This is a genomic window from Vibrio furnissii CIP 102972, assembly GCF_000176175.1.
In the GTDB taxonomy this organism is placed as follows: Bacteria; Pseudomonadota; Gammaproteobacteria; order Enterobacterales; family Vibrionaceae; genus Vibrio; species Vibrio furnissii.
In genome coordinates this window covers 882,856-899,698 of the sequence record NZ_ACZP01000013.1, presented here as the reverse complement: position 1 = coordinate 899,698, position 16,843 = coordinate 882,856, and the positions used below count along the sequence as shown (strand labels likewise).

Annotated in this window: 14 protein-coding genes; 5 read left to right on the top strand and 9 right to left on the bottom strand. The window is 52.6% G+C overall.

The genetic code is table 11. The annotated features are described in order from the left end of the window. Positions 1–214 precede the first annotated feature (214 nt). Positions 215–3,253, top strand: a complete 3,039-nt coding sequence (ydiJ, locus tag VFA_RS08115) for a D-2-hydroxyglutarate dehydrogenase YdiJ (protein ID WP_004726229.1) — start codon at positions 215–217, stop codon at positions 3,251–3,253. A gap of 114 nt (positions 3,254–3,367) precedes the next feature. Continuing rightward, a complete protein-coding gene (locus tag VFA_RS08110; protein ID WP_004726228.1) occupies positions 3,368–3,829 on the top strand; it encodes a methyltransferase family protein in 462 nt (153 codons plus the stop codon). A 48-nt stretch (positions 3,830–3,877) separates the two neighbouring features. Here VFA_RS08110 and VFA_RS08105 read toward each other — a convergent pair whose 3' ends face one another. Then, the gene (locus VFA_RS08105) at positions 3,878–4,603 is read right to left on the bottom strand and encodes a DUF3581 domain-containing protein (RefSeq protein ID WP_004726227.1); all 726 of its coding nucleotides are present in this window, start codon (positions 4,601–4,603) and stop codon (positions 3,878–3,880) included. A 179-nt stretch (positions 4,604–4,782) separates the two neighbouring features. Here VFA_RS08105 and VFA_RS23140 point away from each other — a divergent pair, with 179 nt between their 5' ends. Then, a complete protein-coding gene (locus tag VFA_RS23140; RefSeq protein ID WP_167498032.1) occupies positions 4,783–4,929 on the top strand; it encodes a DUF2256 domain-containing protein in 147 nt (48 codons plus the stop codon). Between the two features lie 97 nt (positions 4,930–5,026). On the opposite strand, the gene hutH is transcribed toward VFA_RS23140, so the two are convergent. From hutH to hutC, 5 genes are all read right to left on the bottom strand, one after another. Continuing rightward, positions 5,027–6,562 carry a histidine ammonia-lyase gene (gene hutH / locus VFA_RS08100; protein ID WP_004726226.1) on the bottom strand — a complete coding sequence of 512 codons (1,536 nt, stop codon included), beginning with the start codon at positions 6,560–6,562 and terminating at the stop codon, positions 5,027–5,029. A gap of 11 nt (positions 6,563–6,573) precedes the next feature. Then, positions 6,574–8,271, bottom strand: a complete 1,698-nt coding sequence (hutU, locus tag VFA_RS08095) for a urocanate hydratase (RefSeq protein ID WP_004726225.1) — start codon at positions 8,269–8,271, stop codon at positions 6,574–6,576. Positions 8,272–8,408: 137 nt separating this feature from the next. Further along, positions 8,409–9,413 (bottom strand): formimidoylglutamase, encoded by a 1,005-nt coding sequence (gene hutG / locus VFA_RS08090; protein WP_004726224.1) that lies wholly within the window; start codon positions 9,411–9,413, stop codon positions 8,409–8,411. Continuing rightward, a complete protein-coding gene (hutI, locus tag VFA_RS08085) occupies positions 9,406–10,608 on the bottom strand; it encodes an imidazolonepropionase (protein ID WP_004726223.1) in 1,203 nt (400 codons plus the stop codon). Before hutI ends, hutG begins: the two co-directional genes overlap by 8 nt. Positions 10,609–10,764: 156 nt before the next feature. Then, positions 10,765–11,484, bottom strand: a complete 720-nt coding sequence (gene hutC / locus VFA_RS08080; RefSeq protein ID WP_004726222.1) for a histidine utilization repressor — start codon at positions 11,482–11,484, stop codon at positions 10,765–10,767. Positions 11,485–11,801: 317 nt separating this feature from the next. On the opposite strand from hutC, the gene yqfB reads away from it, so the two are divergent. Beyond that, positions 11,802–12,119 carry a N(4)-acetylcytidine aminohydrolase gene (yqfB, locus tag VFA_RS08075; protein ID WP_004726221.1) on the top strand — a complete coding sequence of 106 codons (318 nt, stop codon included), beginning with the start codon at positions 11,802–11,804 and terminating at the stop codon, positions 12,117–12,119. A 63-nt stretch (positions 12,120–12,182) separates the two neighbouring features. On the opposite strand, the gene VFA_RS08070 is transcribed toward yqfB, so the two are convergent. Both VFA_RS08070 and yeiP read right to left on the bottom strand, forming a co-directional pair. Beyond that, complete coding sequence (locus tag VFA_RS08070; protein WP_004726220.1) at positions 12,183–12,503, bottom strand: HI1450 family dsDNA-mimic protein; 321 nt, start codon at positions 12,501–12,503, stop codon at positions 12,183–12,185. Between the two features lie 4 nt (positions 12,504–12,507). Next, entirely contained in the window at positions 12,508–13,074 is a 567-nt protein-coding gene (gene yeiP / locus VFA_RS08065; RefSeq protein WP_004726219.1) for an elongation factor P-like protein YeiP, read from the bottom strand. A gap of 201 nt (positions 13,075–13,275) precedes the next feature. Here yeiP and VFA_RS08060 point away from each other — a divergent pair, with 201 nt between their 5' ends. Then, positions 13,276–14,043: a nucleotidyltransferase domain-containing protein gene (locus tag VFA_RS08060; protein WP_038151446.1), complete on the top strand. Its 768-nt coding sequence runs from the start codon at positions 13,276–13,278 to the stop codon at positions 14,041–14,043. Between the two features lie 14 nt (positions 14,044–14,057). On the opposite strand, the gene VFA_RS08055 is transcribed toward VFA_RS08060, so the two are convergent. After that, on the bottom strand, positions 14,058–16,421 hold the full coding sequence (locus VFA_RS08055) for a DNA polymerase II (RefSeq protein ID WP_004726218.1): 2,364 nt from the start codon (positions 16,419–16,421) through the stop codon (positions 14,058–14,060). Positions 16,422–16,843 lie beyond the last annotated feature (422 nt).

Here is a 16,843-nt window from a genome sequence, read left to right as displayed (position 1 = left end):
ATGTGCTTTGACCCACATTTATGTGTGTTTTGGCTGCAACTTGACCGATTTGGCGTGTCGCCCACAATAAATTCCCTTTCAATTCATTCTGGCATTGAGATTCTGATTTGATCACCTTTTTAAATGTTGTAAAGTGACCTGATTCAAAGATTAATTCCAAAATTAACTCTCAACCCAGAGCTGATCGGATCAGCGCAGTACGGGCAGGAAGCAAATGTTACCAAGACTTCATCTCCAATCCGATGTCGACCCCGTTGTTTTAACCTTTTTGCATGAACTGGAAGCAGCAGGTTTTAGCGGCGACATTGAAACGCAATATTCAAGCCGTTTGGCTGTGTCCACCGATAACAGCGTGTATCAACAGCTGCCGCAAGCGGTGATTCACCCCAAATCGACTCACGACGTCACCCTTATCGGTAAACTTAGCACTAAACCGGAATTCGAGCGCGTGACATTTTCAGCGCGTGGCGGCGGCACAGGCACCAACGGCCAGTCGCTGACCAAAGGCGTGGTGGTGGATCTGTCGCGTCACATGAACCAAATTCTTGAAGTGAATGCCGAAGAGGGTTGGGTGCGTGTGCAGGCGGGCGTGATCAAAGATCAACTCAACGATGCTGTTCGTCCATATGGGTTCTTCTTCTCACCCGATTTGTCCACCAGTAACCGCGCCACGCTCGGCGGCATGATCAATACCGATGCGTCAGGGCAGGGCTCGCTGAAATACGGGAAAACTTCCGATCACGTGCTGTCGTTGCAAGCGGTGTTTGCCGACGGTTCGATGCTGGAAACCGATTTATCACGCGGTTTGCCGAATGCGGGAGAATATGCTGCCGTGGCGATGCAAGTGACCGAAACGGTGTGCCGCGAAAAACGCGCCCAAATTGTGGAGAAATTCCCGCCGCTGAACCGTTTTCTGACCGGCTACGATCTGAAAAATGCGATTGATGAAGCAACCGATCAATTTAATATCACCCGCGTGTTGTGTGGTGCTGAAGGGTCTTTGGCGTTCATTACTGAAGCCAAACTGAACCTGACGCGCATTCCGAAAGCGCGCACGTTGGTGAACATCAAATACGACAGCTTTGACTCGGCACTGCGCAACGCGCCGGTGATGGTGGAAGCGAATGCGTTGTCGGTAGAAACCGTGGATTCGAAAGTGTTGAATCTTGCAAAAGAAGACATCGTTTGGCACAGCGTGAGCGACTTGATCACTGACGTACCAGGCAAAACGATGCAGGGCATCAACATTGTCGAATTCGCTGACCAAGATGACGCACTGGTGGCATCCCAAGTGGCGGCTTTGACCGCTCGCTTAGAGCAAATGGTCGCGAATCAGGAAGCGGGCATTATCGGTTTTCAGGTGTGCGACGATCTGCCGAGCATCAACCGTATCTACAACATGCGGAAAAAAGCGGTGGGCTTGCTGGGCGCGGCGAAAGGCCGTGCAAAACCGGTTCCGTTTACCGAAGACACCTGCGTGCCGCCGGAAAATTTGGCTGACTTTATTGCAGAGTTCCGCCAGTTGCTTGATTCCAAAGGCTTGGCTTACGGCATGTTTGGTCACGTGGATGCTGGCGTGTTGCATGTGCGCCCAGCGCTGGACATGTGCGATCCCAAGCAAGAGCTGATGATGCATGAAGTCTCGGATGAAGTGGTCAAACTGGTCGCGAAATACGGCGGTTTGATGTGGGGTGAGCACGGTAAAGGGTACCGTTCTGAATACGGCCCTGAGTTTTTCGGTGATGAACTGTTTACTGAACTGCGCCGTGTAAAAGCCGCATTTGACCCGCACAACAAGATGAACCCGGGCAAAATTTGTACGCCGCTCGACACCAACTTTGAATTGGTCAAAGTGTCTGATACCAAGCGTGGTTACTTTGATCGCCAAATCGACGTGCAAGTGCGCGACAGCTTCAAGCAAGCGATGGAGTGTAACGGCAACGGCTTGTGCTTTAACTACGACACCAGCTCGCCAATGTGCCCATCAATGAAAGTGACCGCAGATCGCCGCCACTCACCCAAAGGCCGCGCGGGTCTGGTGCGTGAATGGCTGCGCCAATTAACTGAGCAGGGCATCGATATTCTCGATCTGGAAAAACAGACGCTGGAAACCGCGCCGACCATCAAAACCATGATCGAGCGCGTGCGTAACCGCATGAACAAGCGTCACGAATACGACTTCTCGCATGAAGTGTATGAAGCGATGAATGGTTGTTTGGCGTGTAAAGCGTGTGCCAGCCAGTGTCCGATTAAAGTCGATGTACCGAGTTTCCGTTCGCGCTTCCTCAATATTTATCACTCCCGTTACCAACGTCCGGTGAAGGATTACTTGGTGGCGAACATTGAAAGCATGCTGCCGGTGATGGGCAAAGCGCCGAGATTGGTCAATGGCGTGATCGCGCAGAAATGGGTACAAAGCCTGACGGCGTCGACGGTGGGTTACGTTGATGCGCCGCTGCTGTCGGTGCCGACGCTGGCACAGCGTACGCGTCGTCATCCGGTGGCGCACTTTGACATGCAGCGTTTGGCCTCTTTGTCGCAAGCCGATCGCGATCAACATGTGATCATCGTGCAAGACCCGTTCACCAGTTACTACGATGCGGATGTGGTGGAAGATTTCATCGCCTTGGCGGTCAAACTGGGTAAAAAACCGATTCTGCTGCCGTTTAAACCGAACGGGAAAGCGCAGCACATCAAAGGGTTCTTGCAACAGTTTCGCACCACGGCGGCCAATACGTCGGCGTTTCTCTCTCAAGTCGCGGATCTCAACATTCCTCTGGTGGGTGTCGATCCGGCATTGGTGCTGTGTTACCGCGATGAATACGTGGAAGTGCTGGGCGCTGAGCGCGGTGATTATCAGGTGCTGACCGTACACGAATGGTTGCAGCCGCGTCTGCGTGAGTTTGAAGCGCGTGATGCCGGCCATGAAGAGCCGTGGTATTTGCTGGCGCACTGCACCGAGAAAACCAAAATGCCAAACGCGGAGAAAGAGTGGGGCGCTATCTTTGCGCACTTTGGCGCGACGCTGCAAACCGTGCCCGTTGGGTGTTGTGGCATGGCGGGGACGTTTGGTCACGAAGTGGATAAGCTGCAGATGTCGAAAGACATTTATGGCTTGAGCTGGAAACCCAGCTTAGACAAGTTGCCTAAAGAGCGTTGTTTGATCACCGGTTATTCGTGCCGCAGTCAGGTGAAGCGCTTTGAGCAGGTGAAGCCGAAGCATCCACTGCAAGCGCTGCTGACGCTACTGTAATCGAAAGCCCGGTATTGCCGGGCTTTCTTGTCTCTGCTGCTGCGAATTGCGGTAGAGTTGGCAGCACGCTGGCGTGTTTTGCGTATACTGAAAGCGACATCGAAAGGAGCGGTTATGCGATATTTGGAGTTAAAAATACCACCAGTGGCGCTGTTTCTGATTGCGCTGGTGATGGTGAATCGTCTGGCTCAAGCGTGTCGATTTGCGGATGTGATGTTGCCTTATAAGTACGGGGTGTTTGCGGTGTGCTTTGTGTTGTCGGGCGTGATTGGGATCGCCGGTGTGGTGCAATTTCGCCGCGCGAAGACCACGGTGAATCCGACCAAACCGCATGAAGCGTCGACGGTCGTCGATAGCGGCATTTTCCATTACAGCCGCAATCCGATGTATCTGGCGTTGCTATTGCTTCTGCTGGGTTTTGCATACTGGCATCAAAATGTGGTCAGCTTGCTGGTGGTGGGGCTGTTTGTGATTTATATGAACCGGTTTCAGATTCAACCCGAAGAGCGAGTGCTGACGCGATTGTTCGGCCGGGCTTACACCGATTACAAAGCGCGTGTGCGCCGCTGGATATGAAAAAAGCTCCCAAGGGAGCTTTTTCTCTTTATGTCATGTGAGCAACCGTTAGGCTGCTTTAGCGAACTTTGCTAGGAAGGCATCCTTTCGCTCGTTGAAGCGATTGACCAAATCGTCAATGTCTTCTTGGCTGTAGGGCTTCAGGCCGCTAGCCACCATCCGTTTCACGCCTTTACCGACCACACGGCCTTCTTCTTTAAAGGCGAAGTTTAAGGTCACGAGACCACGCTTACCATCAACATCAAAAGTGGCACCAGTAAATGCAACTTCTGGATGGGTGAGGTCGAGGTGGTCGAATTCCACTTCCATGCTTTCGTAAATCACCAAGGGGCGTTGGCAGTTGATCATCATCTGCTTCTCTTCCATCAGCGGCACCATGATGTGTGGGAAGTTCATGCCTGAAAACTGCACGTAGTTGGTCACCACGTGTTCAATGAATGCGGCGTTGTGGCTCACATCGCCTTCATGGCGCATGTGCAGGTACTCTTTACCAGCCGCATCGATGACGGCGCTTTCTTTGCTGCACTTGTTCTCAATGTGAAGCGCTGTTCCGTCGCTCACCATCCCGGAGAAGTTGAAGTGCATTTTCTGGCTAATGCCCTCTTTTTGCAGCAGAACCGCAAACAGAAGATCGCCCGGCACACAGAAGCGTTTGCTGTCTTCGTCGTGGATAGGGTTGAAGTCGCCCGCCACTTTCTTGGCAAAGTGACTTGCCTGTTCGCGGGTGAATTGGAACTGATGTTCTTGAGATGAGAAGTACGGAGCTAGAAACATAATTTACGCTATTTCGTCAAAACTGCCTCGGATTATAGCCGCATCAAAAGTTTTAATGGTCCAATGAGTGCCAACTTATTGTGAAATCTTAGCTTTGAGCGCAAAAGAGAGACAAATGACATTGATCGTGCTTGTGTCATCTGCGTATTTCTTGAAAAGTCCACGCGGAGGCGGCCATGATGGCGGGTCATCACAAAGCGCATTTACCGTCTAAAGTTTGCATCGTTTGCGCGCGGCCATTTCAATGGCGCAAAAAATGGGCACGTTGCTGGGATGAGGTGAAGTATTGTTCGCAGCGCTGTCGGCGTAGTCAATGCGCAAAATAAACGCGCTACATAAACGCACAAAAAAGAGCCCCGCAGGGCTCTGATGGATACGCAAGATGCGACTTACTGTAAGAAGTGACTTACTGCAAGATCTTACCTACTGAAAGCTTGGCAGAATCTGCTCTGGCATCAGGTGGTTATGCACCGCCTGCTTCAGCAGTTCGTTGGCATCGGCGATGTCTGGCGCAAAGTAGCGGTCTTTGTCGTAGAACGGCACTTTACTGCGCAGAATTTGCTTCGCTTCTTCCACGCGCGCGGACGATTTATTTGGCGCACGGAAGTCCAGACCCTGAGCCGACGCGAGGTATTCCACCGCCAAAATGCCGCGAGTGTTTTCGCTCATTTCACGCAGACGACGCCCTGCAAAGGTCGCCATGGAAACGTGGTCTTCTTGGTTGGCGGATGTGGGCAGGCTATCCACTGACGCGGGGTGCGCCAGCGTTTTGTTTTCGCTCGCCAGCGCCGCTGAAGTGACCTGCGCAATCATAAAACCGGAGTTCACGCCGCCGTTGTCAACCAGGAATGGGGGCAGTTTGCTCAGCGCGCTGTCGATTAGTAGCGCCATACGACGCTCAGACAGGCTGCCGATTTCGGCAATCGCCAGCGCCAGGTTGTCCGCCGCCATCGCAACCGGTTCGGCATGGAAGTTACCGCCGGAGATGATGTCGCCATCGTCGGCAAACACCAATGGGTTGTCCGATACCGAGTTGGCTTCGACTTCCAGAGTCTCGGCCGCATTGCGGATTTGTTGCAGACACGCGCCCATGACTTGAGGTTGGCAGCGTAGTGAATAAGGATCCTGCACTTTTTCACACCCTTGGTGCGAATTGCCAATCTCGCTCTGGCTGTCTAGCAGGTGACGATAGGCCGCGGCAGCATCCATTTGGCTGCGATGGCCGCGCACGCGATGAATACGCGGATCAAACGGGCGGCGGCTGCCCAATGCAGCTTCCACCGACATGGCGCCGCACACGGTCGCTGATGCAAACAAATCTTCCGCCATAAACAAGCCTTCGAGGGCGAATGCCGTCGATGCCTGCGTGCCGTTTAGCAATGCCAAGCCTTCTTTGGGCGCCAGCGTGACAGGTTCTAGACCGGCGATTTTGAGTGCCTGTAAGCCTGAAACAATTTCACCTTTGTGGCGCGCTTGACCTTCGCCCAGTAGTACGGTGCTCATGTGAGCCAGTGGCGCCAAGTCACCTGATGCACCTACCGACCCTTTTTGAGGGACGCACGGGTACACTTCGCTGTTAACCAGTGCCATCAGCGCTTCCAGCACTTCCAAGCGAATGCCTGAGAAGCCGCGGGCCAGACTGTTGATTTTCAGCACCATCATCAGACGAACAGTTTCGTCGGCCATGAATTCACCAATACCGGCAGCGTGTGACAACACGATACTGCGTTGTAGGATTTCCAGATCCTCGGGTGCAATCTTGGTGTTTGCCAACAATCCAAAACCGGTGTTGATGCCGTACACGGTACGACCTTCCGCAATCACTTGCTCGACAACCTGCGTGCTCTGTTCAATGGCAGGAATCGCGGCTGAATCGAGTGACAGTGTCACAGGTGAGCGGCTGATTTGACGCAGTTGGTTCAGCGTGAGCGAACCCGGTTTAATGACTAAATTCAACATGTCCATTGTCCTTACTTCAGTTGAGCCAGCTCGTCGTTCAGCATCGGCAGATCGAGCTTTTGTTCTTTGGCACAGCGTTTTGCGATGTCGTAGCCTGCATCCGCATGACGCATCACGCCTGTGGCTGGATCGTTGTGCAAGACACGTGCAATGCGTTGTGATGCATCATCACTGCCGTCACAGCAAATCACCATACCGGAGTGTTGGGAGAAGCCCATGCCGACGCCGCCACCGTGATGCAACGACACCCAGGTCGCACCGCCTGCGGTATTGAGCAGCGCGTTCAGTAGTGGCCAGTCAGACACGGCGTCTGAACCGTCCATCATGCCTTCGGTTTCACGGTTCGGGCTGGCGACGGAGCCGGAGTCCAAGTGATCTCGACCGATGACGATGGGCGCTTTCAGTTCGCCATTTTTGACCATTTCGTTGAATGCCTGACCCAAACGTTCACGATCTTTCAGACCGACCCAACAGATGCGTGCCGGTAGACCTTGGAAGTGAATGCGTTCGCGCGCCATGTCCAGCCAGTTGTGCAGATGCGGGTTATCCGGGATCAGCTCTTTCACTTTTTGATCCGTTTTGTAGATATCCTCTGGATCGCCAGATAGGGCCGCCCAGCGGAAAGGACCGATGCCTTCACAGAAGAGTGGGCGAATGTACGCCGGTACAAAGCCTGGGAAATCAAAGGCATTCTCAACGCCTTCTTCCAGCGCCATCTGACGAATGTTGTTGCCGTAGTCGAGGGTAGCGGCGCCGCGGTCTTGCAGTTCGAGCATGGCGCGAACTTGAATCGCCATCGACGCTTTCGCTGCTTTGACGACTTTCGCTTCGTCAACTTTGCGCATTTCTGCTGCGTGTTCCATGCTCCAGCCCAGTGGCAGATAACCGTTCAGCGGATCGTGCGCCGAAGTTTGGTCAGTGACCACATCAGGAATGATGTTGCGTTCAATCAGTTGGGGGAAAATGTCTGCGGCGTTGCCCAGCAGGCCAACTGAGACTGGCTCATCGGATTCGTAAATGATCGCCAGTGCTTCATCCAAGCTGGTGGCTTTCTTATCTACGTAACCGGTGCGCAGGCGGTAGTCGATACGTGACTCGTCACATTCCACCGCAATCATCGAGAATCCGGCCATGGTCGCGGCCAGCGGCTGTGCGCCACCCATGCCGCCCAAACCGCCGGTCAGTACCCAGCGACCTTTCGCGTTGCCGTCGAAATGCTTCTTCGCGACGGCAACGAACGTTTCGTAAGTACCCTGAACGATGCCCTGAGAACCGATGTAGATCCAAGAGCCCGCCGTCATCTGGCCGTACATCATCAGGCCTTGTTTATCCAGCTCGTTGAAGTGTTCCCAGTTTGCCCAGTGGGGAACCAGGTTGGAGTTCGCAATCAGCACGCGGGGGGCGTTTTTGTGTGTTGGGAACACGCCGACGGGCTTACCGGATTGAACCACCAGCGTTTGGTCGTCTTCCAGACGCTCCAGCACTTCGACGATTTTGTCGTAACATTCCCAGTTACGCGCCGCGCGGCCGATACCGCCATACACCACCAGTGAATGCGGGTGTTCGGCAACGTCCGGGTCAAGGTTGTTCATCAGCATACGTAATGGTGCTTCCGTCAGCCAAGATTTGGCGCGTAGTGTGGTTCCGTGGGGTGCACGAATGGTGCGGCTTGTGTCCAGACGGGTACCGTGAGCGTGGTGCTGCGTCATGTTACGACTCCTTTATGTTTGGGTTGGCGAACCCCGTTGTGTCGGGTAAGGATTCGCCGTGTTTCATTTGTTTGGCTCGTTTTCCGTTGAGCGTTTTCGGGTTTGTTGTTTCGCGTTGGCTGGCCCGTGGCTAACTATCAGCGCACATTTTTCTCGGCCATGGTGTTGGCGATATCCCAACACAATCTGGCCGCGAGGCGGGCAGTCTGATGGTCGATATCGTAAGTCGGGTTGTATTCCGCAATATCGGCAATCATGAGTTTGTTTTTGTAGTGCAGAATCCGGTCGAGATATGGCGTCAGCGTTTCTAAACTCACGCCGCGCGCCGCGGGTGCACTCACGCCTGGCGCAGTCGCGGCGGGGAACACGTCCAAATCGATGGTGAGATAGAGATAATCGCAGTCATCGATGAAGTGTTGCAGCTGCGTCATGTGATAGATGTGGTTGGCTTGCGACAGCGCGCGATCTTCCACATACCACACGCCCAGTTCATCGGCGCGTTCAAACAGGGCGGCGGTATTGCTCGCGCGGCTGACACCCAGACAGGCATAGTGAAAACACCAGTTGTGCTCGGCGCAGTAGTGCTGAATCTGATTAAATGGTGTGCCTGAACTCGGTTTGACCGGGGCCAGCGCCGATTCAAAGGCACGCAGGTCAAAGTGCGCATCGAAGTTGATGATGCCGATGCGTGGCTGGGTGATGCCTTGCGCATGCAGATGCTGAGCCAAGCCTTGAAATGTCGCCCATGCGACTTCGTGACCACCGCCTAACACGATTACTGGCGTATGAGACAGCGCTTTCGCAACCACGTGTGCGCAGCGCGATTGAGCGTGTTCCAATGCGTCATTGTCACAATGAATGTTGCCCAGATCATAGAGCGCTGAGCTGCGATGCCATGCCATGTTGGCCAGCGCCTGTCTTATCAGGTTTGGCGACTGGCTGGCGCCAACGCGTCCTTTGTTGCGCGCTACACCGGCATCGCATTCAAAACCGACCAGAGAGACAGCATGTTGCTCGCCGCTGAGTTCACTGGCTTGCAGGCATTGCATCACATGGTGAACCCGTGTGCCCAGTTGGCCATCTTCAGCGTCGTGACGACCAAGCCATTGGTAGTGATGGGAAGTTTGAGGAAAATCAGTCATGACAGAAAGCTCCATCCACAATTCGTGCATGTAAACGAGGAACGCCAACCTGATAGCTGAGATCCGCCGGGTGGTCGATGTTCCAAATCGCAAGGTCGGCATCAAAGCCTGTTGCAACTTGACCTCGTGTTTCTGCAAAGCCCAGTGCTTTGGCTGCGTGAACGGTAACGCCACGCAGAGTTTCTTCTGGGGTCAGGCCGAACAGTGTGCAGCCCATGTTCATCATTAAGGTTAGGTCGGCAAACGGCGATGTGCCCGGGTTAATGTCGGTCGCCAGTGCCATCGGCACCTGATACGCGCGCAATGTCGCAACCGGTGGCTTTTGCGTTTCACGCAGGAAATAAAACGCACCCGGTAGCAGTGTGGCGACAGTTCCGGCTTCAGCCAGCGCTTTGACGCCGTCTTCGTCGAGGTATTCAATATGATCCGCTGACAAGCCTTGATAACGGGCGGTTAAGGCCGTGCCACCCAGATTCGACAGTTGCTCGGTATGACCTTTGATCTGCAAACCATGTGCTTGGGCGCACTGAAAGACACGCTCAGTTTGCGCGAGATTAAACCCAACCGATTCACAGAAGACGTCCACGCTGGTGGCCAGTTTTTCTTCCGCAACTTGCGGAATGATGGTTTGACAGACGTGCGCAATGTAGTCGTCCGCGCGGCCGATGTATTCCGGTGGTAGCGCATGGGCGGCCAGCAGCGTCGTGGTGATTTTGACCCGGCGGTGATTTTCCAGCGCTTTCGCTGCGCGCAGCATTTTCACTTCGTCATTGAGCGTCAGGCCGTAACCGGATTTGACTTCGACCGACGTCACGCCGCTTTTTAGCAGGCCATCGAGACGTGGCAGGGCCAATTCAACCAGCTCATCCAAGCTGGCACGACGTGTCGCTTTGACCGTAGAGATAATGCCGCCCCCTTGCGCCGCGATGGTTTGATACGGTACGCCTTGCAAGCGCATTTCAAACTCATTCGCACGGTTACCGGCGTAAATCAGGTGGGTGTGGCAATCAATCAGTCCAGGCGTGACCAGTTTGCCACTGCAATCAATGCGCTTGGCATCGGCGTCGATGGCCTTTGCGCTGATGGCAGTCATTTGACCGTTTTGGATCAACACGTTCATCGGCTCGCTGGGTTGGTAGCCAGCGCTTCCGGCTTGCATGCTGACAATGCGTGCGTTGGTCAGAATCAGTTCCATGTTTCCCTCGGTCAGTCATGCATCGGTCATGACTCAATGAGCACTTCAGCGTGAAGTGTATTTGTCTATTTAAATGTATATACAATTAATAGTGGAAACGAGGGGCATCGGCAAGGTTGATGTTGCAAAAATGTGATCAGCTTTCGGTCTTCAGGTTTAATTGTCGTCCAACAATACTTTGGACGTGAGCTTGTATTTAGAACCCGGATGATAGAGCAGGGCAGAGCTGACCAGCTTATCGCCACTCCACGTGCGGCGGTTGAGCAGCAGGCATGGCTCGTTTGGATTGAGCGCCAGCGTGGCTTTGATGTGGCTATCGGGCACGATGGCTTCAACGGTGTGTTCTATCGCGCTGAGCGGACAGTTTTCTGAGAGGTATTGATTGGGCGTGATGCGCGAGAAATCTTGCTGGAGATAATGGGGCGCATAACGGGCGTTGACCCAGCGCACTTCCAGTTGCAGCGGCGCATCGTTGGCGTAATGAAGAATTTCGCTGTAAAACACCGGCGTGCCGAGCATCACCCCCAACTTGGTCGCGACGCTTTCGTCGGCAATCATCTGTTGCTGCTGTATCACTTTACTGTGGTAGCGCTTCCCCCGGCTGACCACTTCATCGGCGATGTTGCGAATATCGAGTAGCGGGGATTCAGCTTTCTCTTCCGGCGCGCAAACGAAGGTCCCCAAACGCGGACGGCGCTGCAATTTACCTTCCGTCACCAAGTCGCGAATCGCTTTATTGACCGTCATTCGGCTGACATTGAACTGTTCCGTCAATGCCATTTCTGTCGCGATGCGATGGCCGACGGGCCAGCGACCGGATTCAATGTTATCCAGAATGAAGTGTTTGATCTGTAAATAAAGGGGAGATTCGGACATTGTGTTCTGCGTGATTAATTTGAATATACAAATAATCTAAAACTGCAAGACAAATTGCAATTGCTGCTGGAGGTTTTTGCTTCAGGGTGTTAGCAAGGTCTGATTTTTGAGGGCGCGCTTTCGTCAACGTGTGGTGAAATCAGCACGTCGGAGGGGATAAATCAGGCATGATCGTGAAATATGGCCGTTGAATCTGGTGATTTTCCCCCTGCGATCTCGCATAATCGCTGCGGTATTCGATATTTGTATCTACGCAAATTGAGGGTGCAGCGCTGTGTCGACCACAGTGTGTGATTGATTTGAATAAAAGGTGTGTTATGACAGCTCCAACAACCATGACGTTTTTCGCCCGATTTGAGCGCGACATTCTGGCGGGCAAGAAAGTGATCACGATTCGTGATGCCAGTGAAAAAGATTATCAGCCGGGCACGGTAGTGGATGTGAGTACGCTGGAGGAAGGACGTTGGTTCTGCCGCCTGCATATTGAGAGTGTGGAACCGGTTCAGTTCTCGGCGTTGACGGCATATCACGCTGAGCAGGAGAACATGATGCTGGATGAACTAAAGCAAGTGATCAGCGATATTTACCCGGGCATCGAAGAGCTGTATGTGATTACGTACCAGTTGGTGGAATAGCCTGGGTTGAGTAACCGACCGAAAATGAAAACGCCAGCGTGATGCTGGCGTTTTTGAAGCAGATTAATCGCGTTTCCACATCATGTGGCAAGCTTTCTGATCCGGGTCGCGGCTGATGAGCATTCGTGCGAACACATCATCTAATACGTCGTTCTCTTCGTTGACAAGGCCGATGCGTACTTCCGTGAACACTTCCTTATCGACTTCAAAACCAACCTGTTCATCCCAGTCATCGCCCACTTCAACGATTTCTGCGGCACCGCGGTCATCAAATTGCGCGGTGAACAGAATCACGTCGGCTGGCTCTAGGTTGTCGGGTGCCATTTCGAGGAAAATATCGTAAGCGGCGTCGATTGCGTCGTCGTAAGAAATTAAATCAGACATGCAATTACGCTCGGCTCATGAATTTACGTTCAGTGGTGTTCACGATCACGCGTTCACCCGTTGCGATGTATTCAGGAACTTGCACAACAAGACCAGTTGCGAAACGAGCTGGTTTAGTACGTGCAGAAGCTGACGCGCCTTTGATTGATGGGTCAGTTTCTTCGATCACCATTTCTACCGATGATGGCAGTTCGATTGCAACTGCTTTACCGTCAACCAGAACCACTTGCATACCTTGAATTTCTTCAGTGATGAACAGCAGCTCGTCTTCGATGTCAGCTTGTTTGAATGTGAATTGAGAGTAATCTTCGTTATCCATGAAGATGCACTCATCACCGTCTACGTAAGAGAACGAAATGTTGCGTTTGTTCATGTCTACGGTATCCAGGAAATCGTCCGATTTGTAGCGCTCATCTACACGTGCACCTGTGGTTAGGTCAGTACAACGCAGTTTGTAGATTTTAGAACCACCACGGCCACCTGGAGTGGTCACTTCGATATCTTTGATCAGTAGTGTTTTGCCGTTAGATACGATCGCAAAACCTTTTTTCAGTTCACTTGCCTTTGGCATGGAATAATTTCCTTCGTTCTTAAATTCGGCGCATTATAACTAAAGCAGTGGGGGAAAAGGAATATCTGAGATGAGACTAAACTCGCTGTTCTTTCGCTTAATGTGTAATTCTTCAGCAACGGATTCGGCAAGGTATTGATTCAACGGTAGCCTTGGGCGAACATAACGCTGTCTCCCCATGAACGGATATTGTTTTTGACCATGAGTTTGCCGGTGATCGATCCCCAACAGCCTTTTCAGCCAGAGTACCAACCGGCGATTGCCGATTTGGTGAAGTTTCTGCGTGCCGGGCTTGGCGAACGTCTACACAGTATCTACTTGTATGGCAGCGTGGCGCGCAAAACCGCGCGGCCGGGCGAATCTAACCTCGATGTGGTGGTGATCACCAAGCGCGGCTTTGACGACAACAAAACCACGCTGCTCAACACCATTCGTTGGCGTTTTCAAAAAAGCTTTCCTTTTATTACCGATGTGTCCGTCAAAACGGCCTTGGTGAGTGATGTCGCGACGCTCGACAGCATTTTCTCGTGGGGATTTATGTTGCGCCACTGCTGCGTCTGTGTCTACGGTGACGATCTGGCTGAATGTTTTGGTCATTACGAACCGAGCTGGGAAATCGCCAAGCACTGGAACCAAGATGTGGGCGACTGGCTAACCTTCTACCGCGATAAAATCGCCAAAGCAGGCAATGCGGCCGAGCAGAGCGCGGCACAAAAGACGATTGCGAAAAAGCTGCTGCGGGCCAGTTATTCGCTGATCATGTATCGCGACAAGCAGTGGTTTGACGATCCGGCGGCGTGTGGCGCGCACTTTTTACGTTACCATCCTGAAAAACAACAAGACGTGGAACGGCTGACGATTCTGCTCAGCGGCCGCGTCATTCCCAAACGCTCGGTCATTGGCCTGCTCGATAGTTTTGGCCCGTGGCTGGTGAAACAGTACGAGAAAACAGAATTTCGTATCGGTTAACCGAGCGGGTTTACTCAGAACAAGCCGAGCTGAGGCGCGCTGATCTGTTCAAACTGACGACCGATGAACGGTAAAATGGCATCGGCAACCGGTTTGAGCTGTTTATCGATGTAGTGTTGATAATCCATCGGGCTGTTCATGTACTCTTTCGGTTCGGGGCCATTCACGGTGATACAGTACTCAATCAGGCCACGATTCTGGTATTGCAGTGGGCGGCCAAGACGCGCGTTAATGTCATCGGCCATGCGCGCCGCGCGGACTTGCGGCGGCACATTTTTTTGGTATTCGTGCAGTTTGCGGCGCAGGCGTTTTTGATACACCAACTCGTTGTCGTATTCGCCAGCCAGCGTCGCTTCCACCGTGGTACGAATGTAGTCATCTGGCGCTTCGCCATGGAAAATCATCCAGTAAAGTTGGTGTTGAAAACGCTGTGCCAGTGGCGTCCAGTCGGTGCGCGCACTTTCGAGTCCTTTAAACACCATGCGTTCTTTGTCGCCTTCTCCAATCAAACCCGCGTAGCGCTTCTTCGATCCGGTTTCTGCGCCGCGGATGGTCGGCATCAGAAACTTGCGATAGTGAGTTTCATATTCAAGCTCCAAAATTGAGGTTAACGCGTATTCCTGCTGCAGGTGATTCGTCCACCATTGGTTGATGTGCTGAACCAAACCTTGGCCAATGGCATCGGCATCGTGCTGGGCATGTTCACGACCCAGCGAGACAAACGTTGAGTCGGTGTCGCCGTAAATCACTTGGTAACCTTGCGCTTCAATCAGTTGCTTGGTTTGCTTCATGATTTCGTGTCCGCGCATGGTGATACTGGAGGCCAAACGGGTATCAAAGAAGCGGCAACCCGACGAACCGAGCACGCCGTAAAACGAGTTCATGATGATTTTGATTGCCTGCGAGAACGCTTTTTCATTGTTCTTTTTCGCCACATCGCGCGCCGCCCACAAGGTTTCGATCATCTGCGGCAGGAAATGTTTGCTGCGGTGAAACTGACCGCCGCGAAAGCCGGGAACGGCTTGATCGGGTGCGTTGCCCAGCGGCTGTTGTAATCCTTCAATCAACCCCATTGGGTCAATCAAAAATGAGCGAATAATCGACGGATACAGGCTCTTAAAATCTAGGACCAACACCGAGTCGTACAAGCCGGGAATGGAATCCATCACATAGCCGCCGGGGCTGGCGAGCCAATCTTCGGAGTGCAGATTCGGTGCTATGTAACCCGCTCGATGTAACTGGGGCAAGTAAAGGTTGGTGAACGCTGCAACGGAGCCGCCAATGCGGTCCAATTCCACCCCCGTCAGGCGCGAGCGCTCAATGGCGAAATCCAACAGGTGCGTCTGGGTAAAAATCTTATTCACCAGCACGCAATCTTGCAGGTTATATTTCGCCAGCGAGGGTTTGTCTTCACGGTACATGCGGTTGATTTCATCCATTCGGTCATGCACGTTGTGAATCTCTTTGCCTTCGCCGAGTAATTCTTGCGACACCGATTCCAGTGACCAAGAACGGAAGTGATACGTGGCGGTTTTCAGCGTGTCGATGCCATCGAGCACCACGCGACCGGGAATGGTGATGAAGCCTTGTTGCGTTTGGCTGGCACTGCGAAAGAAACTCGGTTGTTTGGCGCGCCCCAACATCAGCTTCATCTTGTGCCATTCAGCGCGTTTGTGCAGCAAGCGAAAGTCAAAATCAATCACATTCCAGCCGATAATCACGTCGGGATCGAAACGCTCAAACCACTCAATCAGCGCCTGCAATAGGGCGTATTCATCGGCAACCCATTGAATCGGTGTGTCGGCTTCTTGCGGTTCCCCAATCATGATCACGCGGCTATCGAGCGGGCTGTCGAGCCCGATGGAGTAGAGAATACCTTTCTCGGAACATTCCAAATCCAATGACACCACGCTCAGCGCGGGCAGGTAATCGCCCTGACGGCATTTCGCCTGGCGCACTTGACGGTAATCGGCATGAGGTGTGATGTGGCCGGTAAATTCGACGCTGCCTTTGACAAAGCGCTCCATTAAATAGCGATCGGCAAGGCGAATGTCTGCTTCCAGCGTCAGCAGTTGCGCTTGTTCCAACTGGTGGGCCAAAGATTGCGCGTGCTGAATTTGAATGCAGTAACACGCGGCCAGCGGTTCTTGGTCGAATGATTTCAGTGGCAGCGGGCGAATCTCCACGGTGATCTGATGCTGCTGGGCGATCGCCTGCGCTGCATCGATGTCCTGCTGGCGAATAAAGAACACCGGTTGCTCACCACGAATGATCAACTGCGTGGGGCCTTGGTCGGTGGCGAGCCAGAGTTCAATCTGGGTTTGGCCTTGGATATCACGCGCTTGTCGAGTTAATAAGAAGCCTTGCTGAATACTCAAATCGCTATTCCGGTATTGATATTAATAACATTCTGTTTGATTGAGCAGAGACTATATCAAAATTCTGAAAGTGGGGAGATTAATGGCAGGAATATCTGCCTTGTCAGCATGATAATTCGTCATATTGGCGCGCTTTTTAACCGGAATAATATTCACCAAGTGGCTGAGAATGAGTCAATTTTTATTCGTTACCGGATCCCGTTCAAACTATTGAATGATGGCGATAAAAATGACGCAAACGGTTTGATATAATTCTTAACTTGTTGATTTAATAATCGATTCTCAATCCGTGATGGTGAGCAAAAATAAGTGCTTGCTAAACTTTGCGTTTGAGCACATATTCAGAGTAAGAAAATATTCCGAATTTAAGTTAGACTAAGGCAGCCAAGCTGCTATCCACTATCTCAGTGGGTGCAGAGCCA